Annotated in this window: 20 protein-coding genes and 1 pseudogene; 12 read left to right on the forward strand and 9 right to left on the reverse strand. The window is 72.0% G+C overall.

Annotated elements, in window-relative coordinates; translation table 11 throughout:
• From ABZS97_RS23990 to lnt, 3 genes and pseudogenes are all read right to left on the reverse strand, one after another.
• Positions 1–96, reverse strand: a pseudogene (locus tag ABZS97_RS23990) (3-hydroxybutyrate dehydrogenase); the annotation flags it as partial.
• Between the two features lie 61 nt (positions 97–157).
• Entirely contained in the window at positions 158–631 is a 474-nt protein-coding gene (locus tag ABZS97_RS23995; protein WP_356140377.1) for an NUDIX domain-containing protein, read from the reverse strand.
• A gap of 89 nt (positions 632–720) precedes the next feature.
• Positions 721–2,337 (reverse strand): apolipoprotein N-acyltransferase, encoded by a 1,617-nt coding sequence (gene lnt / locus ABZS97_RS24000; protein WP_356140378.1) that lies wholly within the window; start codon positions 2,335–2,337, stop codon positions 721–723.
• 331 nt (positions 2,338–2,668) lie between these two features.
• Here lnt and ABZS97_RS24005 point away from each other — a divergent pair, with 331 nt between their 5' ends.
• Positions 2,669–3,697, forward strand: a complete 1,029-nt coding sequence (locus ABZS97_RS24005; RefSeq protein WP_356140379.1) for an O-antigen ligase family protein — start codon at positions 2,669–2,671, stop codon at positions 3,695–3,697.
• 37 nt (positions 3,698–3,734) lie between these two features.
• Here ABZS97_RS24005 and ABZS97_RS24010 read toward each other — a convergent pair whose 3' ends face one another.
• Positions 3,735–4,283 (reverse strand): hypothetical protein, encoded by a 549-nt coding sequence (locus ABZS97_RS24010; protein WP_356140380.1) that lies wholly within the window; start codon positions 4,281–4,283, stop codon positions 3,735–3,737.
• A 114-nt stretch (positions 4,284–4,397) separates the two neighbouring features.
• Positions 4,398–5,183 (reverse strand): aspartate/glutamate racemase family protein, encoded by a 786-nt coding sequence (locus ABZS97_RS24015; protein ID WP_356140381.1) that lies wholly within the window; start codon positions 5,181–5,183, stop codon positions 4,398–4,400.
• A 58-nt stretch (positions 5,184–5,241) separates the two neighbouring features.
• On the opposite strand from ABZS97_RS24015, the gene ABZS97_RS24020 reads away from it, so the two are divergent.
• Positions 5,242–6,417 carry a glycosyltransferase gene (locus ABZS97_RS24020; protein WP_356140382.1) on the forward strand — a complete coding sequence of 392 codons (1,176 nt, stop codon included), beginning with the start codon at positions 5,242–5,244 and terminating at the stop codon, positions 6,415–6,417.
• A gap of 4 nt (positions 6,418–6,421) precedes the next feature.
• Here the strand turns inward: ABZS97_RS24020 and ABZS97_RS24025 are convergent, their stop codons facing one another.
• Positions 6,422–7,792, reverse strand: a complete 1,371-nt coding sequence (locus ABZS97_RS24025) for a TerD family protein (protein ID WP_356140411.1) — start codon at positions 7,790–7,792, stop codon at positions 6,422–6,424.
• A gap of 299 nt (positions 7,793–8,091) precedes the next feature.
• Here ABZS97_RS24025 and ABZS97_RS24030 point away from each other — a divergent pair, with 299 nt between their 5' ends.
• Entirely contained in the window at positions 8,092–8,532 is a 441-nt protein-coding gene (locus tag ABZS97_RS24030) for a DUF6643 family protein (protein ID WP_356140383.1), read from the forward strand.
• Between the two features lie 290 nt (positions 8,533–8,822).
• Positions 8,823–10,052 (forward strand): SpoIIE family protein phosphatase, encoded by a 1,230-nt coding sequence (locus ABZS97_RS24035; RefSeq protein WP_356140384.1) that lies wholly within the window; start codon positions 8,823–8,825, stop codon positions 10,050–10,052.
• Positions 10,053–10,072: 20 nt separating this feature from the next.
• Here the strand turns inward: ABZS97_RS24035 and ABZS97_RS24040 are convergent, their stop codons facing one another.
• Positions 10,073–10,993 (reverse strand): NAD(P)H-binding protein, encoded by a 921-nt coding sequence (locus ABZS97_RS24040; protein ID WP_356140385.1) that lies wholly within the window; start codon positions 10,991–10,993, stop codon positions 10,073–10,075.
• Between the two features lie 156 nt (positions 10,994–11,149).
• On the opposite strand from ABZS97_RS24040, the gene ABZS97_RS24045 reads away from it, so the two are divergent.
• The 4 genes from ABZS97_RS24045 to ABZS97_RS24060 all read left to right on the forward strand — a co-directional run bounded on the left by ABZS97_RS24045 (position 11,150) and on the right by ABZS97_RS24060 (position 16,272).
• The gene (locus ABZS97_RS24045; RefSeq protein ID WP_356140386.1) at positions 11,150–12,031 is read left to right on the forward strand and encodes a LysR family transcriptional regulator; all 882 of its coding nucleotides are present in this window, start codon (positions 11,150–11,152) and stop codon (positions 12,029–12,031) included.
• Positions 12,032–12,083: 52 nt separating this feature from the next.
• Entirely contained in the window at positions 12,084–12,908 is an 825-nt protein-coding gene (locus ABZS97_RS24050; protein ID WP_356140387.1) for an MOSC N-terminal beta barrel domain-containing protein, read from the forward strand.
• A gap of 167 nt (positions 12,909–13,075) precedes the next feature.
• The gene (locus tag ABZS97_RS24055) at positions 13,076–13,681 is read left to right on the forward strand and encodes a hypothetical protein (RefSeq protein ID WP_356140388.1); all 606 of its coding nucleotides are present in this window, start codon (positions 13,076–13,078) and stop codon (positions 13,679–13,681) included.
• A 158-nt stretch (positions 13,682–13,839) separates the two neighbouring features.
• A complete protein-coding gene (locus tag ABZS97_RS24060; RefSeq protein ID WP_356140389.1) occupies positions 13,840–16,272 on the forward strand; it encodes a right-handed parallel beta-helix repeat-containing protein in 2,433 nt (810 codons plus the stop codon).
• Here ABZS97_RS24060 and ABZS97_RS24065 read toward each other — a convergent pair.
• Positions 16,242–18,512 carry a hypothetical protein gene (locus ABZS97_RS24065; RefSeq protein ID WP_356140412.1) on the reverse strand — a complete coding sequence of 757 codons (2,271 nt, stop codon included), beginning with the start codon at positions 18,510–18,512 and terminating at the stop codon, positions 16,242–16,244. The two genes, ABZS97_RS24060 and ABZS97_RS24065, sit on opposite strands and share 31 nt — an antisense overlap.
• A 414-nt stretch (positions 18,513–18,926) precedes the next feature.
• Here ABZS97_RS24065 and ABZS97_RS24070 point away from each other — a divergent pair, with 414 nt between their 5' ends.
• Together ABZS97_RS24070 and ABZS97_RS24075 are read left to right on the forward strand one after the other, a co-directional pair.
• Positions 18,927–19,757 carry a DeoR/GlpR family DNA-binding transcription regulator gene (locus ABZS97_RS24070; protein WP_356140390.1) on the forward strand — a complete coding sequence of 277 codons (831 nt, stop codon included), beginning with the start codon at positions 18,927–18,929 and terminating at the stop codon, positions 19,755–19,757.
• Positions 19,758–19,837: 80 nt separating this feature from the next.
• Positions 19,838–20,317: an SRPBCC family protein gene (locus ABZS97_RS24075; RefSeq protein WP_356140391.1), complete on the forward strand. Its 480-nt coding sequence runs from the start codon at positions 19,838–19,840 to the stop codon at positions 20,315–20,317.
• 100 nt (positions 20,318–20,417) lie between these two features.
• Here ABZS97_RS24075 and ABZS97_RS24080 read toward each other — a convergent pair whose 3' ends face one another.
• A complete protein-coding gene (locus ABZS97_RS24080; RefSeq protein WP_356140392.1) occupies positions 20,418–21,551 on the reverse strand; it encodes a PLP-dependent cysteine synthase family protein in 1,134 nt (377 codons plus the stop codon).
• A 329-nt stretch (positions 21,552–21,880) separates the two neighbouring features.
• Between ABZS97_RS24080 and ABZS97_RS24085 the strand changes: the two genes are divergently transcribed.
• Together ABZS97_RS24085 and ABZS97_RS24090 are read left to right on the forward strand one after the other, a co-directional pair.
• On the forward strand, positions 21,881–22,204 hold the full coding sequence (locus tag ABZS97_RS24085; protein ID WP_356140393.1) for a hypothetical protein: 324 nt from the start codon (positions 21,881–21,883) through the stop codon (positions 22,202–22,204).
• Positions 22,205–22,420: 216 nt separating this feature from the next.
• Entirely contained in the window at positions 22,421–22,936 is a 516-nt protein-coding gene (locus ABZS97_RS24090) for an ATP-binding protein (protein ID WP_356140394.1), read from the forward strand.
• Positions 22,937–22,967 lie beyond the last annotated feature (31 nt).

Below are 22,967 nucleotides of genomic sequence, written 5' to 3' on the forward strand. Positions count from 1 at the left end.
GCCGATGCCGCCTGCGGCGCCGGTGACGAGGGTGGTGCGGCCGCCGAGGTCGAGGGCGGGGGCGTGGGGGCCCGGGAGGGCGCTGGGCGCGGTCATGCCTTGCACCCTAGGCAGCGCCGACGCCCCCACCGATGTGGTCACCCCCCACACTTCAGGCTCAGGTCATAGCGTCAAACCACGTGGGTTCGTCGGCGAGCGCCTGCTTGATCCGGAACTGGCTGTGTTCGTTGAGTGCGGGCAGTGCGTCCACTTCGAACCAGGCGACCTGAAGCGACTCGTCGTCGTTGACGCGCGCCTCGCCGCCGACGGCCCGGCACCGGAAGGTGATGTCGGTGAACTGGCAGATGTCGCCGTTCTCGTACACGACGGGCTTCAGGGACTTCACCGAGACGATCCGCTCGACCTCGCAGTGCACGGCGGTCTCCTCGTACACCTCGCGCACGGCGCATGCCGCGGGCTGCTCGCCCGGCTCAGGGATGCCGGCGAGCACCGACCACTCGCGGTTGTCGGCGCGCTGTCCCAGCAGCACTCTGCCCTCGTCGTCGAAGACGACGGCACTCACGCCAGGAAGGGTGAGGAGCTGATGGCCCGCGGCGGCCCTGATGGTCCGGATGAAATCGGGAGTAGCCATGGACCGACCCTAACGGGCGGTCCTGTTACCCGTGTTGACCGGGGAAAGGACCCCGGGCCGCCCGGGGCACCCCCGCCCTCGCTCCCGTCCTACTGGCCGACACTGCCTCGCCGAGCGCGGATCACGACGGTCCCGGCCCAACCGAGCCCGCCCACCGCGACCAGCACCAGAAGCATCTCGGGCAGCACCCCGAGGCGCGTCGCGGGCGTCTCGGAGGAGCGCAGCGGCACCTTCTGCACGAGCGAGTCCGCGACGAACATCCCGGTCTTCTGCGTGATCTTCCCGTCGGGCATGATCACGGCGCTGACGCCGCTGGTCACCGGCACCGTGACGGTGCGGCTGTGCTCCACGGCGCGGATGCGGGACATGGCGAGCTGCTGGTAGGTCATCTCGCTGCGGTCGAACGTCGCGTTGTTGCTGGGCACGGAGATCAGTTGTGCGCCGTCGGTGACGGTGTCGCGCACGGCCCAGTCGAAGGCCGCCTCGTAGCAGGTCGCGAGACCGACCTTGGTGCCCGCCATGGTGAACACGCCCGCTTTGGTGCCACGGCTGAAGTCCTGGCGCACCATCGTGGTCCAGTTCTTGTTGATGGCGCCGAGGAGGGAGCGCAGCGGAAGGTACTCGCCGAACGGCTGGACCTGCCGCTTGTCATAGGTGTCGACGGCGCCCTTGTCCGGGTCCCACAGGATCTGCTCGTTGTAGAGCTTGCCGTCCCGCTCGACGACCCCACCGACCGAGAGGGGCGCGCCGATCGCCCGGGCCGCACCCTCGATCACGGCGGCCGCGTCGGGGTTGGTGAAGGGGTCGATGTCGGAGGAGTTCTCCGGCCACAGGACGAAGTCGGGCTGCGCGATCCTGCCCGCCTTGACCTTGGCGGCAAGCCGCTCGGTCTCCCGTGCGTGGTAGTCGAGCACGGCGCGGCGCTGGGAGTTGAAGTCGAGTCCCGCGCGCGGCACGTTGCCCTGGATGACCGCGACGGTCGCCGTCCCGTTCTCGGCCTTGTCGCTCACCAGGGTGCGCGCGGCGAGCGCCCCCACGACGGGAAGGGCCACGCTGAGCAGCGCTGCCGCGGCGGCTCCGCGGTGCACGACACGGGTGCTGCGGCTGTCGAGGACCTGGCGGACGATCTCGTACAGCCCGAACCCGCAGAGCACGACGGCGAAGCCCAGCACGGGAGTTCCACCCACCGCGGCGAGCGGCAGGAAGACGCCGTCCGCCTGGCCGAAGGCGATCTTTCCCCAGGGGAACCCCCCGAAGGGCGCACGCGCGCGTGCCGCTTCGCCCGCGATCCACACGGCCGCCGCCCACACCGGCCACGCGGGAAGCCGCGAGACGAGGGTGATGCCCGCGCCGACGAGAGCGACGTAGACCGCCTCCACGGCGACCAGTGCCAGCCACGGCCCCGAGCCGACCTCGACACCGGTCCACACGAGCAGCGGCAGCAGAAAGCCGAGACCGAACAGATAGCCGAGCCCGAGGCCCGCCTTCCAGGTGCGGCCGCGCAGCGACCAGCCGAAGACGGCGAAGGCCGGGAGGGCGAGCCACCACAGGGTGCGCGGCGGGAAGCTGACGTACAGCAGCACTCCGGACAGCGCCGCGGCGGCGGCCGGAACGAGCCGTCGCGCCAGTCTGGCCCCACGCGAAACGGGCGCGGCCTGGGGTTCGAGCTGTTCCGGCTCGTCTACGGAGGTTGCTGTGGCGGTCACTCGGGGAGTGTACGGCGCGTGGCCTGGGCACCGACAGCGCGGTAGGACAAGGCTCGGTGAGAAACCGGCTGCTGGGAGCGGTGCTGTGCCCCCTCGAGAGGGAAGTCGGCACCGGGAAGGACCGCGTCCCCGGTGGTCGGCTGCTGCAACGTTCCTGCGCAACTCATCCACAAACCGGCGCATCACCCGTTACCGTGTGCCCGAGCCTCTGACGTGCGGCCGGATACGGCCACGGCGGTCGGGGCCCGTCAGCAAGTCGGGGGGCGACGGGGTGGGGTCGACGGGGACGACGTCCGCGGCCGGTACGACGGCCGCGAGCGAGAGACGCAATATGGCTGACGCCGCGGGCGTCGCCGTGCTCGCGGCGTGCGCGGTCTGGTCGTTGATCACGGCGGCCGCGCACGACGGCCGGCCCGAGGGCATGCTCCTGGCGGTGCTGGCCGTCGCCGCCGGGTACGCCGCGGGCCGGATCAGCGGCGCGCTGCTGCCGGTCGCCGCCCCCGGTGCCGGAGCGCTCGCCGGTCTCGGCCTGGCACTCGCCGCTCCGCACACCACGCCAGGCCCGCAGATCACCTCACCGCTCGGGCACAACGGGGCCACGGCCGCGCTGCTGGCCCTGTCCGCGGGAGCCGCCTGCTGCGGCGCCTGGGCGGCACGGCCGCCGGCGCTGCGTCTCGCGCTGCGGCTGCTGGCCGCCGCCATCACCGCGACCGCGGCGCTGCTGGGCTCCACCACGGGTTTCGCGCTGTGCGCCGGGGTGCTGCTGTGCTCGCTCGCCGCGGACCGCATGCGCCACCGCGTCCTGGGCCTGACAGGCCTGGCGCTCGCCGCGGCCCTGGTGGCCGGTGCGAGCTGGGCCGTGGCCGAGAACGTACTCCCGGACGGTCTGAGCGTGTCCCTGGAGGGCCAGCTCACCGAGCACCGGGTGCTGCTGTGGCGCGACGCGCTGCGCCTGGCCCGTCAGGAGCCCGCGCTGGGCGCCGGACCCGGCCGCTTCGGAGAACTCAGTCCGACAGCCACGCAGTCCGTGACACCCGACGGCAAACCGCATTCGGCACCGCTGCAGCAGGCGGCCGAGCAGGGTCTGGTCGGGGTGGTCCTGCTCGCCGCGGTGTTCTGCTGGGTCCTGTACGCGCTGTGGCGTACTCCGCGTCCCACGCCGATCGCGCTGACGGCGGGCGCGGCGCTGACGGCGCTGGCCGCCGCCGCGATGGTCGGCAATGCGCTGAGCTTCACGACGGTGACGGCGGGTGCGGGCCTGCTCGCGGGGTTCGCGACGGCACGACCACTGGTCGACGAGGCCCCGGTGGGCGATGTGGGCAGGGACGGGCGACCCCGCGACAAACGGCTGGAGCAATGACGCCACGCATGGGGGCAGGGCCGCACGAGGCCTGAGGTCAGCGGGTCACGCCGGACGTGGTCGGCCGCAGGCGGGCACGGATGATCCGCACGGCCGCTTCCGCGTTGTCCACCGTGATCGTGAAGGTGTGGCCGTCCCCGAGGCGGAGCACCACGCCCTCGCCGCGCCGGACGATGACGGCGGTCCCCTTCTCGGGCCGCCAGCGGTAGCCCCAGCCGCCCCACTGCCGTGGGGTGACCCGGGGCGCGAAGTCGGCGCCGACGACGTGCGAGAGGGGGATGCGGCGACGCGGCAGCCCCATGTGGCCGCAGCGCACTTCGAGGGAGTCCTCGTCGACCTTCACGGCGACATGCACGAAGGCGAGCGTGCCGAACAGGACGAGCAGTCCCGCGGCGATGCACCCGACGACGGACATGGCGAGCGCGGCGACACCCGACGTCCACGCGGAGTCGACGGCCAGCTCGATACCCAGCGCCAGGCAGGCGGCACCGGCCAGCGCCGGCAGCCACTGGACGCGGTTGGTGGCGCGGCCGGTCCAGACGTCGGAGTGCGCACTGTCCTCGCTGTGGGGGTGGTGGTCCCTCATGCGTACGAGACTACTCAGGTTCCGCACCGCGGGCACCGCCTTGCAGAGCGTAACTGCTCCAGGCGGGCGCCTTTCCCTACGGTGTGCGCGGTGTGCGCCCCCGGTGACCCGCGGTCAGCGGACGGGAGTGACGGCCTGGAGTTGGCGGCCTTCCACGTACGTCAGGGCGCTCGCGGGCAAGGCGGCCGGCTGACCGCCGAGAAGCACTGTGAGGGAGCCGTCGGCGGGGGCCTCGGGGGCCGGGCGCTCGCCGATCCGGCGCAGTGCCTGGGCGGCTACCGCGCCGGCGGAGCCGTGCAGGACGAGCGGCGGGAGGCCGGGCTGCTGGACGGCCGCGCGGATCCGGTCGGCGACCAGCTCGTAATGGGTGCAGCCCAGGACGACGGCCCTTACATCGGGCGGGGTGAGCGCCGCGGCGGCGGCGACTGCGGCGTCGATGGCCGCCTCGTCCGCGTACTGCACGGCGTCGGCGAGCCCGGGACAGGGCACCTCGGTGACGGCCACGCCGTCGGCGAACTCCCGGATCAGACCGCGCTGGTAGGGGCTTCCGGTGGTGGCGGGCGTCGCCCAGATCGCGACGGGGCCGCCTCCCGAGGCGGCCGGCTTGATCGCCGGAACCGTGCCGATGACCGGGAGATCGGGTTCGAAGCGGGCCCGCAGCGCGGGCAGGGCGTGCACGGACGCCGTGTTGCAGGCCACGATCAGCGCCTCGGGCCGGTGCAGGGCCGCTGCCTCCGCGATCGCGAGCGAGAGCCCGGTCACGTCCTGCGGGGTGCGCGGTCCCCAGGGCAGGGTGTCGGGGTCCGAGGAGAGAATGAGATCGGCGTCGGGCCGTAGACGGCGAACCGCGGTGGCTGCCGCGAGCAGTCCGATTCCGGAGTCCATCAGTGCGATCTTCACCCGGTCACCATAGACGATCCGCCTCAACGGGCCGCCGCCGTGGGGCAGACTGCGGCGGGTGAGCGCCGTTGTGTGGACCGCCGTCGGATCACTGGCCGCCTGGGTCTGGCTGCTGCTGGGCCAGGGCTTCTTCTGGCGTACGGATCTACGGCTGCCACCGCGCCGCGAGCCGGACACCTGGCCGTCCGTGTGCGTCGTCGTACCGGCACGGGACGAGGCCGCCGTACTGCCGCACAGCCTGCCGTCGCTGCTCGCCCAGGACTATCCGGGGCAGGCCGAGGTCTTCCTCGTCGACGACGGCAGTTCGGACGGCACCGGGCAGCTGGCGCTCGACCTGGCACGCAGGCACGGCGGGCTGCCGCTCACCGTGGACTCGCCCAGTGAGCCGCCCGCGGGCTGGACCGGCAAGTTGTGGGCCGTACGGCACGGAATCGCCCTGGCACGCACGCGTGAACCCGAATTCCTGCTGCTCACGGACGCCGACATCGCTCACGCCCCGGACAGCCTGCGGGAGTTGGTGGCGGCGGCGCGCACCGGCGGCTTCGACCTCGTCTCGCAGATGGCCCGACTGCGCGTGGAGAGCGTGTGGGAGCGGCTCGTCGTGCCCGCCTTCGTCTACTTCTTCGCGCAGCTCTACCCGTTCCGCTGGATCGCCGTGCGGGGCGGACGGACGGCGGCCGCGGCGGGCGGCTGCGTGCTGCTGCGCACGGAGGCGGCCGAGCGGGCGAGGATCCCGGAAGCGATCCGGCACGCGGTCATCGACGACGTGGCGCTGGCGCGTGCGGTCAAGGGCACCGGGGGCCACATCTGGCTGGGGCTCGCCGAGCGGGTGGACAGCGTGCGCCCGTATCCACGGCTGCACGACCTGTGGCGCATGGTCTCGCGCAGCGCGTACGCCCAGCTGCGGCACAGTCCGCTCCTGCTCGCGGGAACGGTGCTGGGGCTCGCGCTGGTGTACCTCGTGCCGCCGGTGACGCTGGTCGTGGGCCTCGCGACGGGCAGCGGGGCGGCCGCGGTCGCCGGGGGCCTCGCATGGCTGGTCATGACCGCGACGTACCTGCCGATGCTCCGCTACTACCGGCTGCCCCTGTGGCTCGCGCCGCTGCTGCCGGCCACCGCCTTCCTGTACCTCCTCATGACGGTCGATTCCGCGGTGCAGCACTACAGGGGGCGCGGTGCGGCCTGGAAGGGCCGCACCTACGCACGCCCCGACACCGCCCTCGACGAGCGGTGAGCGGTCACTTCCTGCCCGGGGTCCAGTTCATGCCCCACCCGTAGGCGTAGTCGAGGGTGCGCTGCGGGCTGACGCCTCGTTCGGGGACCAGGTAGCGGGCCTCGCGCTGGACGATCAGGTCGCTGCCGTTGCCGGTGATGAGGGCGAGGGCGCAGACGGTGGAGGGCACGGTGCACTCGTCGAGCGAGAAGTCGATCGGTGCGCCGTTCATCGGCTGGAGGGTGACCGTGGCATGCAGGTCGGCGAACGACCGAGCGCCTTCGTAGATGGTCACGAAGATGAGGATGCGCCGGAAGTCCTGCTTGTGGTCGAGGTTGATGGTCAGGTTCTCGCCACTGGCCACCGCACCCGTGCGGTCGTCCCCGTCGAGCTGGATGAACGGCGGCTGGTGCAGCGCCCCGAAGGCGTTGCCGAGCGCCTGGACGACGCCCTTGCGGCCGTCGGACAGCTCGTACAGGGCGCACAGGTCGAGGTCGAGATCCGAGTGGTTCGCGACGGCCCGGCCCCGCTTGCTGCCCCACCCCGAGAACTGCTTGCGGACTTCCCAGTTGAGGTTCACGCGCATGCCGCCCGAGGTGCCGCCCTGCTTGGTGAGCGAGACCGAGGGGGCTTCCTTCGTGAGCGTCACCTTGGACAGCCGGACCGGCACCGGAGGGGCCGCGGGCGGCATGGGCGGAGCGGGCGGCGGCGCCATCGTGGGCGGCGGCACCGTGGCGGGGAAGGCGACGGGCGGGGGCGGGCCGTCCACACGGGTAGCCGGAGCGGGCGGTGCGCCGAAGGTCTGTCCGGCGGGAGGCTGTCCGCCGGCCGGGTGCCCGGCGGGAGCCCGCCCGCCGGCGGCCGGGGTCGCGTGCTGCGGTTCGTCCACCGTGATTCCGTAGTCGGTGGCCAGTCCTTCGAGTCCGCTGCTGTAGCCCTGTCCGACGGCGCGGAACTTCCAGGCGCCCTGGCGCCGGTAGAACTCACCGAGCACGAACGCGGTCTCGACGCTCGCGTCGGTGCTGTCGAACCGTGCGACCTGGGTGCCCTGCTGGTCGTCGAGCACCTGGATGTACAGGCCCGGCACCTGCCCGAAGGCGCCGCCGTCCGAGGACGCGGCCAGGATCACCGTCTCGACGGCGGGCTCCACGCGCGCGAGGTCGACGAGCAGGGAGTCGGTCACCTGCCCGCCGGTGTTCTGCTTGCCCAGGTGCCGGACCGCGCCGGAGGAGTGCGCGGGCTGGTTGTAGAAGACGAAGTCGCCGTCCGAGCGGACCTTGCCGGAGACAAGCAGCAGCGCGGAAGCGTCCGCGTCGGGCACCCCCGGCCCCGCACGCCACCCCAATTCGACGCGCAGCGCGCTCGTCGGCACCGGGACATTCGATCCCTTGGGCATTGACATGTACGCCCCCCCTTACGTGTCACCCCGCCAGGCAATGCCTCGGGCAGTCGATCGGATTCGTTCGAGCCAACCTATTCCCCGCGGCCTCGAACGCCCATGACCCGGGCCCGGAAGATCGGCCGCCAACCGGCGGTAACCCCCTGGGAACTCGGCCTTTACCCGATCCCGACGCAGTTCGGTGCCCTTTTTTGCCGAGTTCGCTCGCATTGGGGATCCCGCGTCACTGCCGACACGGAAAACAACCCTCTTATCGGTCTCCCCAACCAGCACATCGTGGGCTTAACTTATGTGCCATGACCTCCCCCCGCTCCACCTATGGCGGCGGTTACTACTCCGCGCCGTCCTTCCCGGACACCCCGATCTACGACTCCCTCGTCGCAGAGCGGGGCACCCCTCAGATCGCCCCGATCCGGGTTCCCGCCATGTACGACACGGGCAACCACCTGCCCGCGCTTCCGTCGGCACTTCCCGCCCTGCCGGCCGGACCCTCCCAGCACGCCCCCTCGTACGGCTACCCGCAGGCCCAACAGCCCGCGCCGCTGCAGCAGATGGCGGCCGCGCCCTACATCCCGCAGCAGGCCGGCGCTCCGCGGGGCTACCCCGGCGGCCAGCCCCAGCAGCAGCGCCCGATGGCGGCCGGCACGGGCTACGAGGCGATGCGCCCCGCGGCCCCCCGTCCCGCCCCGGCTCCGTACCAGGATCCGTACAACGGCCAGCAGTACCGAGGTTACTGAGCGGCCGCGGTCCAAAGACCGCCACAGGGCCCTGTGCCGCCCGGGGCCGTCGACTGGAGCGTCCGCGTCCTCACCTTTGAGGACGCGGTCAAGGGCGGCCACATGCGGGCTTCGGGGACGGCCTCGGCGAGCAGGGGGATGCCGAGATCGCGCGACACGCGCGAGGCCGTCATGACGCAGCTGACCAGGTGACTGCCGGGCCCGGAGTGAGCAGTATGCACCGGCCACGTGGCGCAATCGCTTCTATGGTGGGGCCACACAATGACGGCCGGCGCCGAGGCAGGCAGCACATGAAGGAACCGCAGATCGACTACAAGGCGGTCTTCCACGCCCTGCCCGGCATGGTGGCGCTGCTCACCCCGGAGCTGGTGTACGCCGACGCCAACGATGACTTCGTACGATTGTCCGGGCGCACCCGCGAGCAACTCATCGGCCGCTACATCTTCGACGTCTTCCCCGAGAACCCCAACGACCCGGCCGCGGCCGGCATGAGCGACGTCCGGGCCTCGATGCTGCGCGTGGTCGCCACCGGTGAACGCGACACCATGGCGCTGCAGCGCTACGACATCGAGGAACCCCAGCGTCCCGGCCATTGGCAGGAACGCTACTGGAGCCCGATCAACGCGCCCGTCGCCGACCCGGACGGGCAGGTCGTGCTGGTCCTGCACCGGGTGGAGGACGTCACCGAGCTGATCAGCGCCCGTGGCGGCCCGGGCGGGGCGGACCGGGCCAGCGTCCTGGAGGCCGAGCTCTACACCCGCGCCCGGGAACTGCAGGAGGTGAACGAACGGCTGCGCAAGGCGCACGCCCGCGAACGCGAGGTCGCCCTGGCTCTGCAGGAAGCGCTGCTACCCGCTCCCAGCCCGCTCGGGGAGCACCGGGCGGCCGTGCGCTACCGGCCCGCCATCGGCGCCCTGAACGTGTGCGGAGACTGGTACGACCTGGTCGACCTGCCCGGCGACCGCATCGCGGTCGCCGTCGGCGACGTGGTCGGCCACGGCCTCCGAGCCGCCTGCGTGATGGGGCAACTGCGCAGCGCGCTGAGTGCGGCCGCCCGGGTCGCCGAGGGGCCCGCCCACGCACTGGAGGTGCTCGGGCTGTACGCCCGCTCCGTGGAGGGAGCGGAGTCGACCAGCGTGGTGAAGACGTTCATCGACTGGGAGAGCCACACCATCACCTACAGCTGCGCCGGCCATCCACCGCCTGCCCTGCTCCGTCCCGACGGCAGCGTCGTCTTTCTCGACCAGGCCACCGACCCGCCGCTCGGCGCCCGTCTCGAGCACGTCGGACGCCCCGAGGCCGGCATCCCCTTCGCCGAGGGCGACACCCTCGTCCTGTACACCGACGGCCTGATCGAACGCCGCCACGAGGACATCGACACCGGCCTCAGCCGCCTCGCCGACTCCCTCACCCGAAACCGTCACGCCGCCCCCGAGCCCCTGGCGGACGCCCTCCTGGCCGACCTCCTCCCGTCGACCGGCAACACCGACGACACGGCCTTGGTCGTCATCGGCCTCTGACCTCTCCCGACCGCCGCCCCCTAGGCCAGAACGGCCGGCCTGAGCACGTCCTCGCACCACCGGCGGAAGCCGGTGGGCGCCGTCTCGGGCGTACTCGGCACGTCGGCGCCGTAGAACCCCAGGTCGTTCTGAGCCTCGACCATGTCGGCCAGCCCTCGCGCCCAGGCCTCGCTGGCCCCGAAGCGCAGCGCCGTCGCCCGGTAGTCCGCACTGCTGGTCCGCTGCACGCGAACCGGACGGTCGAGCACCTCGGAGATGATCCGTGCCATGCCCGCGGGCGACAGGTCGTCGGGGCCGACCAGCGGGACGTCCTCGTACCCGGTCCATGAGCCGTCGAGCAGCAGCCGGGCCGCCGTGGCGGCGATGTCCCGCGTGGCGCAGGTACGCAGGACGCGGTCCTCCCCCAGCGCCAGGAAGAACACGCCCGTGTCGCGGATCGACGCGGCCTGGCCCAGCAGGTTCTCCATCAGGAACGGCGGGCACAGCGCCCGGTAGTGCACTCCCGTGGCCGCGATCGCCTCGTCCGCAGCGAGCGACGCCGAGACCGGCCCGGCATTCCTCGCCACGCCGCGCCCCAGGGTCGACACACCCACGATCCGCTCGACACCCTGGCTCCCGATCACCTCGTTCAGGGGTTCGGTGAAGTCCCGGAAGTGGCCTTCGACGCTGTCGGCCGAGGGGATCGGAGGTACCAGCCAGAACAGACGGTCGGCGCCGGCGCAGGCCTCTTTCAGTACGGCGGGATCGGCGTGCGACCCCTGGACGACTTCGACGCGTCCGCGCTCGGCATCTCCGCGCTCGACGCGTTCGCGCACCCTCGCGGAGAGGCGCGCGGGGTCGCGGACTATCACCCGGATGCCCCCGGTCTCATCCGGGGCGTCGAGGAGGCTGTCGAGAACCTGCCGGCCGATCTGGCCGGTCGGAGTAGTGACGACGATCATGAACAACTCCCAAGGAGGTGGGCTGCTTCACTGGATGCGGTCGAGCCTGCTGCGCGGCCCGCACGAACTGAAGGACCGATCCGCTCCCGCTTGTTACCCTCAGGGCAATACCGGGCCGGGTCCGAGGGAAGTCCGGCCGAGACCGAGGGGGAGGGCGTGGAATCCCGTCCGCTGCGCTACTTCGTCGCCGTCGCCGAGGAACTCAACTTCGCCCGTGCCGCCGAGCGACTGGGCATCTCCCCGCCGCCCCTGTCCCGCGCGATCCGCCAACTGGAGGCGGAGATGGGCGTCACCCTCTTCGAGCGGACCACCCACAGCGTCACGCTGACCCCGGCCGGAACGGTGCTGCTCGCGGAGGCACGGATCGCCCTGGACGCCCTGCAGGCCGCCGGACGACGGGCCCAGCGCGCGGCCGCCGCCGAACCGAAGCTGGTCCTGGCCGTCAAAGCCGACGGAGACGCCGGCCTGCTGGAGCCGATCCTCACCCGCTTCGCCTCCGAGCCGGAGGCCGTACCGGTCGCCGTTCGGCTGTGCAGCTGGCGCGAACAGCCCCGGCTCCTGCGCCTGGGAGAGGCCGATGCGGCCCTGGTCCACGAGCCCTTCGACCGCACCGGCCTGGACACCGAGCCACTCGTCAGCGAACCGCGCGTCGCGGCTCTCGCCGCCGCTCACCCCCTCGCCGGCAGGGACCACCTGGTCCTCGACGACCTCGGCCTTCGCCCCGGGGACCTGCACCGGTACCTCGAAGAACTCCGCGGCCAGGGCCGCGACCTCGCCCAACTGCTCACGCTCGTCGCTCTGGGCACGCACATCCCTCTGCTGCCCGCCTCCGTCGCGGCCCGCTATCCGCGCCCGGGCGTCGTCTACCGGCCGGTCCCGGACGCACCGCACTCGGTACTCTCCGTCGCCTGGCCGCAGCAGTCGCGTTCCATGGCCACGGCGGCGCTCGTCCGCACCGCCATGGCCGTGGCCGAGGGCGAGGCCGTGTCTGTGGCCGAGGCCGTACGGGACCGGCAGGCGGACCTGCCCGACCAGTGAGACCAGTGGACATCCCCACCGGTTTGTCGGTGTCTGCTGGCACCATGGCGTCATGGGGAACGCTGAACTGCACTCGATCCATGTCCACCCGGTCAAGGCCCTGCGGAGCCAGTCGCGCCGGGAAGCCGTAGTGGAGCCCTGGGGGCTGGCCGGAGACCGCCGCTGGGTACTGATCGACGACGAGGGAAAGGTCGTCACTCAACGCCAGCAGCCGCGCCTGGCCCTGGCCACCGCCGAGCTGCTGTCCGACGGCGGCATACGTCTGTCCGCGGCGGGGCGTGCGCCGGTGACCGTCCCGGTCCCGGTGCCGGCCGGCACGACGATGCTGGACATCTTCGGGCGCAAGGTGGAAGGGGTCCTCGCCGACTCCGCCGCCCATGAGTGGTGCAGCGCGTACCTGGGTGTCGAGGTACGTCTCGTCCACATGGACGATCCCGCCAAGCGGCGCCCCCTCGACCCGGAGTTCGCGCGCCCCGGCGAGACGGTCAGCTTCGCCGACGAGTTCCCGCTGCTGGTGACCGCACTGGCCTCGCTGGACGCCCTCAACTCCCTTGTCGAGCAGGGGGATCATGCCGCCGAGGGTCCGCTGCCGATGAACCGCTTCCGGCCGAATCTGGTGCTGGCAGGCACGACGGCCTGGGCCGAGGACGGCTGGTCACGCATCGCCATCGGCGACGTCACCTTCCGGGTCCCCAAGATGTGCGGACGGTGCGTGGTGACCACCACCGACCAGAGCACCGCCCAGCGGGGCAAGGAACCGTTGCGCACCCTCGGACGCCACCGCCGCTTCGGGAGCCAGTTGGTCTTCGGGCAGAACCTGGTGCCCGAGTCGCCCGGCACGGTGCGGGTCGGTGATCCGGTCACGATCCTCGGATGACCGCGCCGTCGGGAACCCGCGCCCCGGGCATGGTCGTTGAGGTTGTGTGAGACGTCCATGAGAGGTCGGTGGGAAGGGTGATTTCGCTCTCTCTTCCCACCGGTCGCGCATGAACGGCTCCGCCGGGGGGTTATCACGGAACGGAAGGCGGAAGGGGGGGCGGGACGGTGCGAGCGGTGATCGGACTCTGGCGTTGGCGGCACAATCCGTTGCGCCGCACGACCGATCTGGTCGAGGCCTGGCTGGCCCTGGCGGCCCTGCTGTTCATCCTTGTCGTCGCGCCCCTGATCGGCGCCGTCGTCGGAGCCGTCGCCCAGGACGCCCTGCAGCAGTCCGTGCGCGATCAGCGACAGGCCCGCCACGAGGTGACGGCCACCGTGGTCAAGAAGTTGTCCCGTGCCGCGCCGGATCCTGACCCGGAGACCTCTTCGACACGGGACGCGCACAGCCGCGTGCTCGCCGAATGGACCGCACCGGACGGAACCGCGCAGCACGGCACGGTCGTGGCGGACCTCAAGACCCCGCACCACGGCGACCACTTCGCCCTGTGGACCGACGGGCACGGCCGCATAGTCGGCCGCCCGCTGGACTCCGTCACCGCCGCCACGCACGCCGTGCTGGCCGGTTTCGGCGCTGCCGCGCTGGCCGCGGGCTCGGTGGAGGGCGGCAGGCGGATGATCGTCTGGCGCATGGTCCGCCGCCGTTACGCCCGTTGGGACCAGGCATGGGACAAGGCGGGCCCCGACTGGGGCAGGACCGGCACCGGCAGCTGACCGGCTTGCCACTCCGGTCAACCCACCCTCGCCGCGCACGCTACGGTGGACCGGCCGGACTGTTCGGCACCGTCGTGAGAGGCAGGCCGTGATCCCGACGGGGTTTCAGGACGGCCTCGCACGACCCGCGTACGACGAGGTGGGGACAGAACAGCGCCATGGCACAGGGCACGGTCCAGGTGACGCACACCGGCACCTCGCGGTGGCGGCGCCGCACGGGTGAGTACGCATCGCTGGCCGCCGCCCTCGAAGCCGCGGCCGACGGCGATGTCCTCACCGTGGCTCCCGGCACCTACCGGGAGAACCTGGTGGTGCAGCGGGCGGTGACACTGCGCGGCCCCGAGGGCTCCCCCGGTTCGGTGCGGATCGCGCCGGTGGACGGAGTACCCCTGACCGTGCGCGCCTCCGCGGTGGTGCAGGACCTGCATGTGGAGGGCCAGGACTCCGCCGCCCCCGCCCTTCTCGTCGAGGACGGCATCCCCGAGCTGCTGGACGTGCGGATCGTCACCCGCTCCTCGGCCGGGATCGAGGTGCGCGGCGGTGCCCGCCCGACGGTGCGCCGCTGCACGGTCGACAATCCGGCCGGTATCGGTATCGCCGTACTCGACGGCGGTGGTGGGGTGTTCGAGGAGTGCGAGATCGTCTCGGCCGGCCAGGCGGGGGTGTCCGTACGCGGTGGCGCGCATCCGCGGCTGGAGCGTTGCCGGGTGCACCACGCCTCCGGCGCAGGTCTGTCGGCGACCGGCGAGGGCTCCTCGCTGGAGGCGATCGGCTGCGAGGTGTACGAGGTCAAGGGGTCCGGGGTGCAGATCACCTCGCGGGCCTCGGCACACCTCACCGACTGCGATGTGCACCGTACGACCGCGGACGGCGTCACCCTCGACACCGACGCGGTGCTCACGCTCGCGGACTGCCGCATCCACGACATCCCGGAGAACGCGGTCGACCTGCGGTCCCGCTCGGTGCTCACGCTGACGCGCACGAGCGTGCGGCAGTTCGGGCGCAACGGCCTGTCGGTGTGGGATCCGGGCACGCGTGTGGACGCCAACCAGTGCGAGATCTTCGACAGCACCGGCGACTACCCCGCGGTGTGGGTCAGCGACGGCGCCACAGCGGTGCTCGACTCCTGCCGGGTGCACGACGTGCCGGACGCCCTGTTCGTCCTGGACCGCGGCTCGCGCGTGGACGTCGTCGACAGCGATCTGTCGCAGGTGCGCAACACGGCGGTGTCGGTGAGCGACGGCGCCACAGCACAGCTCGACGACTGCCGGATCCGGGACGCCGCGACGGGCGCCTGGTTCCGTGACCACGGCAGCGGCGGCACCCTGTCCGGCTGCACCGTGGACGGCACCCAGACCGGGGTGATCGTCACCAAGGGCGCCGACCCCACCATCGAGCGGTGCACGGTCACCTCGCCCGCCGAGGCCGGCTTCTATGTGTCGGCCGGCGGCCGCGGCAGCTTCCACAACTGCCGGGTGACCGGCAGCGGGGGCTACGGCTTCCATGTGATCGACGGCTGCCGCGCCACGCTGAAGAAGTGCCGTACGGAGCGCTGTGCCCGCGGTGGGTACGAGTTCGCCGAAGGCGGCGGCGCGAACTCGGGCGCGGGCCCGGTCACCGAGGACTGCACCAGCGACGAGAGCGCGCGGCCCGAGCCCCCGGCGCACGAGACCGCCGTACAGACGTCGTCCCAGTCCCCCGGCCTGCTCGGCGCCATCCCGGGGCAGCGCACCACCGAGCAGGAGCCGCTCGTCGCCACCCCGCAGCCCGAGCAGCCGACGCGGACGTCGAAGGCCGTCCTCGGTGAACTCGACGCGTTGGTGGGCCTGGAGAGCGTCAAGCGCGAGGTGCGGGCCCTCACCGACATGATCGAGGTGGGCCGGCGTCGGCAGCAGGCGGGCCTGAAGGCGGCCTCCGCCCGGCGTCATCTGGTCTTCACCGGCTCCCCCGGCACCGGCAAGACGACGGTGGCGCGTCTGTACGGCGAGATCCTGGCCTCGCTCGGCGTGCTGGAGAAGGGCCATCTCGTCGAGGTGTCCCGGGTCGACCTGGTCGGCGAGCACATCGGCTCCACCGCCATCCGCACCCAGGAGGCCTTCGACCGGGCGCGCGGCGGAGTGCTGTTCATCGACGAGGCGTACGCGCTGTCGCCGGAGGACTCCGGCCGAGACTTCGGCCGCGAGGCCATCGACACGCTGGTGAAGCTGATGGAGGACCACCGGGAGGCGGTGGTGGTGATCGTCGCGGGCTACACGGCCGAGATGGACCGGTTCCTGTCCGTCAACCCCGGGGTGGCATCCCGCTTCTCACGGACCATCACCTTCGGCGACTACGGCCCCGAGGAGCTGCTGCGGATCGTGGAGCAGCAGGCCGAGGAGCACGAGTACCGGCTGGCGGAGGGCGCCTCCGAGGCACTCGTGAAGTACTTCACGGCGATCCCCAAGGGCCCCGCGTTCGGCAACGGCCGCACCGCGCGGCAGACCTTCGAGGCGATGGTGGAGCGGCATGCGGGCCGGGTGGCCCAGCTTGCGGAACCGAGCACGGACGACCTCACCCTGCTCTACGAGGAAGACCTGCCGGAACTGCCCTGAGTCCGGTCGCCGGTCCTGCCCGACTCCTCGCCGCCACCCCGGGTACGGGGGGCCGGGACGTCCGGCGGCCGGAGCCGCGCCAGCAGCCGTTCGCGCTCCTCGGCGAAAGCGGGGTCGGCCTGGTAGTCGGAGTGTCCGAGGATCGGCGCGGGCAGCGGGTGCTCCGCGGTGCGGCCGTACGCCAGCGGGTCGCGCAGCGCGTCCCGGTCGACCTGCTCGCCGCAGTCGCCGGGCAGCCGGACCGGGCCGCCGATGGGGTCGGTGCGGCGGTGGAGGTTGCGCCAGCAGTCGACCTCGTGGTGCAGGGAACTGAGGGCGGCCGGGCCGAAGTGGGCCGGGAACCACCGCCCGTACAGGCGCTCCAGCGGTGAGCCGTACGTCAGCAGTGCGACCCGCTTGCGGACCGACGGCTTCAGCTGCCAGGCCGCGGCGGCGGCCAGCACACTGCCCTGGGAGTGCCCGGACAGCACCAGCCGTCCGCCGGTCGTGCGGGTCCAGGTGACCATGCGCCAGGTCAGGTCGGGCACCGCCCGCTCGGCATAGCAGGGCGGCGCGAAGGGATGGGCGGCGCGCGGCCAGAACGTGCCGACGTCCCAGAGGATGCCGATGGTGCGCCGGGCGGAGGGGTCCTTGTAGGCGCGGCGCCCCCAGGTGACGAAGAGTATGAAGCCGAAGCCGATGAGCCAGGACCCGAGGGCCTGCGCGGTCTCGGCGCCGCCCTGGACGAAGGCGTATGTCCCATCGGCCGCCTCGGCGGGGACGTCCTTGGTCGTCAGGGCGCCGGCCAGGGCCCCGGCCCCGAACAGCAGCGTCACGGCTGAGGTGATGCCGATCAGGAGGGGTGCCCGGTCGGTCAGGGCGGCCATCGCGCGGGTGCTCGCGATACGGCGGGTGCGGGAGGTGTCCTTGGGCTCTCCCGGGTAGTCGAGTTCCACTGTGCTCATCTCGGCGTGCCGCCGCTGCCAGGTGCGCCAGGCCAGCCAGACGCCGAGGGCCAGCAGGACGATGAGCAGCGGCGGGATCACGGAGGCCTGCCAGGTGAGCAGGACGGGCGGGCCGAGCACCGTGTCCCGGGTGCCGTCCAGCCAGTCGGCGACGCGCTGGGCGACGCCTCCGGACATCACGCCGCCCAGCGCGCAGGCCAGCGTGGCGACGGCGGGACCGGCCTGGCCGCGCAGGGCGGTGCGCGTGTCGGGGTGGGTGCGGTAGAGGACGCGGGCCACCAGGGCGAGCGCGATCACCAGCAGGCCCTGCACGAGGGCGATACCGCCGAAGGTCATGTCGCCGGGCAGCCGGCCCGCCGACTGCCAGCTCGGCCGCGACCAGCCGGCGTACAGCAGGGTCAGGGCGAGCAGGATGAGTGAGCCCGCCGGCAGCCAGCGCACCAGGGTCGCGTCGAGTTCGCGGTCGAGTCGGCGCTCGGTGCGGCCGCGTCGGCACACCACCCAGACCACAACGACCGCGCCCACGACGAGCGTTGCGTCCAGCAGCAGGCCCAGCGCCTCCAGGACGGCCGGGCCGCCGGAGCGGCGGTCGTAGCGGGCGGCGGAGGTGCCTACGGCGGCGGCCACGGTCAGGAAGCCCGCGGCGGTGTGCGCGGCGCGCAGCCGGGCGACCAGGCGACGCCCGTACCAGAAGCCGGGGCGGCCCAGGCCGGTGCGGCCGGTCTCCTCCTCGGGTTCGGCGTTGCGGGACATCGGCTGCTGGGACTCGTACGCGCTCCAGGTGCGGTTGGACAGGTACCACAGCAGGCCCGTCAGCACGGCGGGCACCAGACAGGCGATGCCCAGACGCCGCCCGGGCTGGGTCCACCAGCCGTCACCGGAGCCGGCCGGGGAGAGGAATCCCAGCCAGGAGTGCCGCTCGGCGCACGCGCGTGTGCCCGCGCACTGCCAGGCCGCCAGGTCGAGGGCGACCTCGCAGGCGGCGGCGACCAGGAGCACGGTCAGGGTGAGGGCGGCCAGCCGGACCAGCAGGCCGTACAGGCGGACCGTCCGGTGGCGCCCGCGAGTGGTGGGGCGCATCCAGTGAGCGAGGTTGACCACCATGAAGGGCAGCAACAACAGCCACAGGGCGCGGGCGCCGTTGCCGGAGGTGAGGTTGCACCAGACGTACGCCTCGGGCACCGGCTTGCCCCGGTAGTCCTCGGGGCGGGCCTCCGCGTCGGCGTCGTCGACCCGCCGGTAGACGGCCGCCGTCGCGTCGCCGGTGATCCGGACGGTACGCGGATCACCGAGCATCTCCTCCGGTGTGGTGCCGCCGACCCCGTGGACCAGGAGTTCGAGGGCGGTCTCGGCCGCTTCGGGCGGCCGGGCGGGCGCGCCGGGCTCACCGGGAGCCGCGTCTTCCTGTGCACGTTCCACTGTTCTGCACTTCCCCCGTGCCGTGTGTGGCGTGTGTCATGTGCAGGCACAAGGATCTCCCCATCGGGAGGCGCGTACACCTATGGTCACGGAATCTCCCCGATACGTGTGACAGTGGCGTACGGAAGATCACGGAGTGAAGGGAGCCATCTGTGGCGCGACCTGCGGCAACCCATGCGAGGATGGGGCGTCCTCGGCCCCCGGGGCGGGGAGAAAGTCCCCGTCGGAGCGGGTTCGGACGGCGTGTCGGGCGGGTTATGGGATGTTGGGACGAAAGGAACCGGAGCGGACGTGAGTGAGAATCAGAACCTCCTCGCGGAGCAGCGCCGCGCCCTGATCCTCGACGAGGTGCGGCGCCGCGGCGGGGTCCGCGTCAACGAACTCACCCGCAAGCTCGGCGTCTCGGACATGACGGTCCGTCGCGACCTCGACGCACTGGCCCGCCAGGGTGTGGTGGAGAAGGTGCACGGCGGCGCGGTGCCCGTGGTCGAGGCGAGCACGCATGAGCCCGGCTTCGAGGCCAAGTCCGGTCTGGAGCTGACCGCCAAGGAGGACATCGCGCGGGCGGCGGCCGAACTGGTCGCGCCGGGCACGGCGATCGCGCTGTCGGGGGGTACGACGACCTTTGCGCTCGCCCATCAGCTGGTCGACGTCCCCGACCTGACGGTGGTCACCAACTCTGTGCGGGTGGCCGACGTCTTCCACACGGCACAGCGCACGTCCGGTCAGCGCCAGGGTGCGGCCACGGTGGTGCTGACCGGCGGAGTGCGCACCCCGTCCGACTCGCTGGTGGGGCCGGTGGCCGATCAGGCCATCGCCGCACTCCACTTCGACGTGCTGTTCCTGGGTGTGCACGGCATATCGGTCGAGGCCGGCCTGTCGACGCCGAACCTGGCGGAGGCCGAGACCAACCGCAGGCTGGTGCAGTCCGCACGGCGTGTCGTGGTGGTGGCCGACCACACCAAGTGGGGCACGGTGGGCCTGAGTTCGTTCGCCGCGCTGGAGCAGGTCGACACGCTGGTGACGGACGCCGGGCTGGCGACGGAGGCGCGCGCGGAGATCTCCGAGCACCTGCGGCGCCTGGTAGTGGCCGGTGAGGCCGGGAACGGTACAGACACCTGACGGTCCCCCGGCTATGGTGGCGCTGCCCGTTGCTCGTCCGCTTCCGCCAGGGATTCCGTTCCCGTAGGAGGTCTTCGTCCATGGCACACCGACTGCGCCCGGTGGGGCTCGACTTCATCGGGACCGCTCCGCTGCGTCTGGTGTTCGCCCGGGTGGTGGCCGCGCCTCCCGAGGCCGTCTTTCACGCTCTCGCGGATGACGTGGAGGGCTTGTCCGAGTGGTTCTGGGCGGTGGCATCGGCCCGGCCGACCGGTGACGGCGCGGGACGCGAGGTCCGGCTGCGGGGCGGTACACGGTTCGAGGAGACGATCCTCGCCGCCGAGTCCCCCGAGGTGTACGCCTACCGCGTCGACGTCACCAACGCGCCCGGAGCCCGTGCCGTGGTCGAGGAGTGGCTCCTGACGCCCGACGGGACGGGTACGCGCGTGCAGTGGACGTTCGCCGCCGACGGCAGCGCGCCGTTCCGGTTCGTTCTGAAGCTGGCGCGGGCAGGGATGGGCCGCTCGTTCCGCGGCGCGGTCGCGGCGCTGGACCGCCGGCTCGCTTCGACACCTGCCTGACGAAGGGTCCGCAGCGGCTGCCTGACGGAGGTCGTCAGGCAGCCCGGCTGACGGCAGCCGTCGGCGCTCCCGCGGCCAAGGCGCTCATCCCCGCAGCGGGTCAGTGCTCCCAGACACCCGTCTTCAGCAGCGAGGCGATCGCCGCCGTGTACGGGGCGATGTCCAGGCCCTGGTCGGCCAGCCAGGTGTCCGAGTAGTACTTGTCGAGGTAGCGGTCACCCGGGTCGCACAGCAGGGTGACCACGCTGCCCGTCCGGCCCTCGGCCACCATCTCGGCGACGATCTTCAGCGCGCTCCACAGACCGGTGCCGGTGGAGCCGCCCGCCTTGCGCCCGATGGCCTGCTCCAGCGCCCGTACGGCGGCCACGCTCGCCGCGTCGGGGACCTTCATCATCCGGTCGATGGCGCCCGGCACGAAGCTCGGCTCCATGCGCGGGCGCCCGATGCCCTCGATGCGCGAGCCGCAGTCGCACGTGACGTCCGAATCGCCGGTCGTCCATCCCTCGAAGAAACACGAGTTCTCCGGATCGGCGACACAGATGCGGGTGTCGTGCTGCATGTAATGCACATAGCGCGCGAGGGTCGCCGAGGTGCCTCCGGTGCCCGCCGTGGCGACGATCCACGCGGGTTCCGGAAATCGTTCCAACTCCAGTTGGCGGAAGATGGATTCGGCGATGTTGTTGTTGCCGCGCCAGTCCGTGGCCCGCTCCGCGTAGGTGAACTGGTCCATGTAGTGGCCGCCGGTGTCGACCGCCAGGGCTGCGGACTCCTCGTACATCTTGCGGGGGTCGTCCACGAAGTGGCACTGCCCGCCGTGGAATTCGATCAGTCGGCACTTCTCGGCGCTTGTCGTGCGTGGCATGACCGCGATGAAGGGCACGCCGATGAGCTTCGCGAAGTACGCCTCCGAGACGGCCGTCGAGCCGCTGGACGCCTCGATCACCGGGCGGCCGGGCCGAATCCAGCCATTGCAGAGGCCGTACAGGAACAAGGAGCGCGCGAGCCGGTGTTTGAGGCTGCCGGTCGGGTGGGTCGACTCGTCCTTCAGATACAGGTCGATGCCCCACTTCTCGGGCAGCGGGAAGCGCAGCAGATGGGTGTCGGCCGAGCGGTTGGCATCGGCCTGGACCTTGCGTACGGCCTCTTTGAGCCAGCCCCGGTACGCCGCGTCGCTGTGGTCGACGTCCAGGGTGGACAGGGATTCGGCGGTCCGTGCCTGCTGAGGGGTACTCATCGGCGGGGCTCCTTCGGATTGTGCCGACGCCGGTTCACATGGTCGGACGCCTCGATCATAAGCACCTTCCGCACGCTTCTCACCTGCATAAACACACCTTTGAGGACCTCAAAGGAACCCCTGGGGCACGGCCGTACGGCGCCGCGGGGGCGCATCGCCACGTGTGCTCCCGCCCCTCTTCGCCGGGTCGTCGTGCGTACTGGTGCTCGACGCCGGGGGCGTGCAGACTGCACCGCACGGGACCACCGTCCCGAGCGGGGTGCACACTGGATCACGACCCATGCGGATCTCGACAGGGCATCCGAAAGCGCACAAGGGGGCGGGGCATCATGGCGGAGCCGGAGTTCACGGCCACGGGCGTGCGGATCGGGAAGAGGCTGCGCTCGCTCACCCGGGCCGGGCAGGTCCGGATCAGCGGCGGCAGGCTCGAGTTGCTCACCAGTTACGGCAGCGAGATCGACAGTGCCCCGGTGCAGGCGGTGCGCGCGTCGAAGCCCTGGTTCGCCCACGAGGACCGGGCGTTGGCCGACGTCAACGGAACGCGTTACCTGCTCACCCTCGGCGAGCACGATCCCGCGCCGGGAAAGCCGGGGCCGCCCTCGGCGCGCCGGTTCATCGAGGCGGTACGCAAGGCGGCGGGGCGCAGCGGCTAGGCGGTCGCCGGTCCACGAACGCAGAGCGGCCTTCCGTGCCGCGAGTTGCGGGACCGCACCCCCTGAGTCACGCTGTTCTCACATCACTCTGGGTTTACCGGCGATAACGCTGCGAACCAGCCCGCCGGCCACCTCAGCAGGCGGCCGTTCCACTCAGCCACTCTGCTGGATCCGATCTCCGTCTTCTTCCGGAACCCAATTCGGGGAGTCGCAGCCGTGATCAGCCAGCCAAGCAGGCATTGCACGGTGGAGCTCCAAGCCCTGCCGTCGCGGATCGGCCAGGTCCGCAGAATCGTCTCTGCGCAATTGCGCTACTGGCATCTCGACCCCTTGATAGCCCCAGCCGCGCTCGGTGTGACCGAGCTCCTGACCAACGTCCACCGGCATGCCCAGCCCGACAAGCTGTGCACCGTGGAGATCGAGCTGCTGCTCGACCGGCTGACCGTCTCGGTGCACGACCACGATCCCCGCCTCCCCGAGGTGGGGGACGCGGACCTCTTCGCCACCTGCGGACGCGGCCTCGCCATGGTCGCCGCGGTGAGCGAGAGCTGGGGAGTGCGCCCGAACGGTGAGTCGGGCAAGGTCGTGTGGTTCACACTTCCGGCGCCCGCGCCCGCAGTGGCGGTGCCCGTCCTTCCGCCGTACGACACTGCCCGCGAGAGCACCCGCAGGCACACCGTCGACGGACGCAGGCCCGGACACGCTCCCGCCCGGTCGGCCGTTGCCGGCTGACCGGGCGGTGACCCCCTCCGCGGGCGGTCGC

Origin of the sequence: Streptomyces sp. NPDC005485, assembly GCF_040606085.1 — a bacterium.
Classification (GTDB): Bacteria; Actinomycetota; Actinomycetes; order Streptomycetales; family Streptomycetaceae; genus Streptomyces.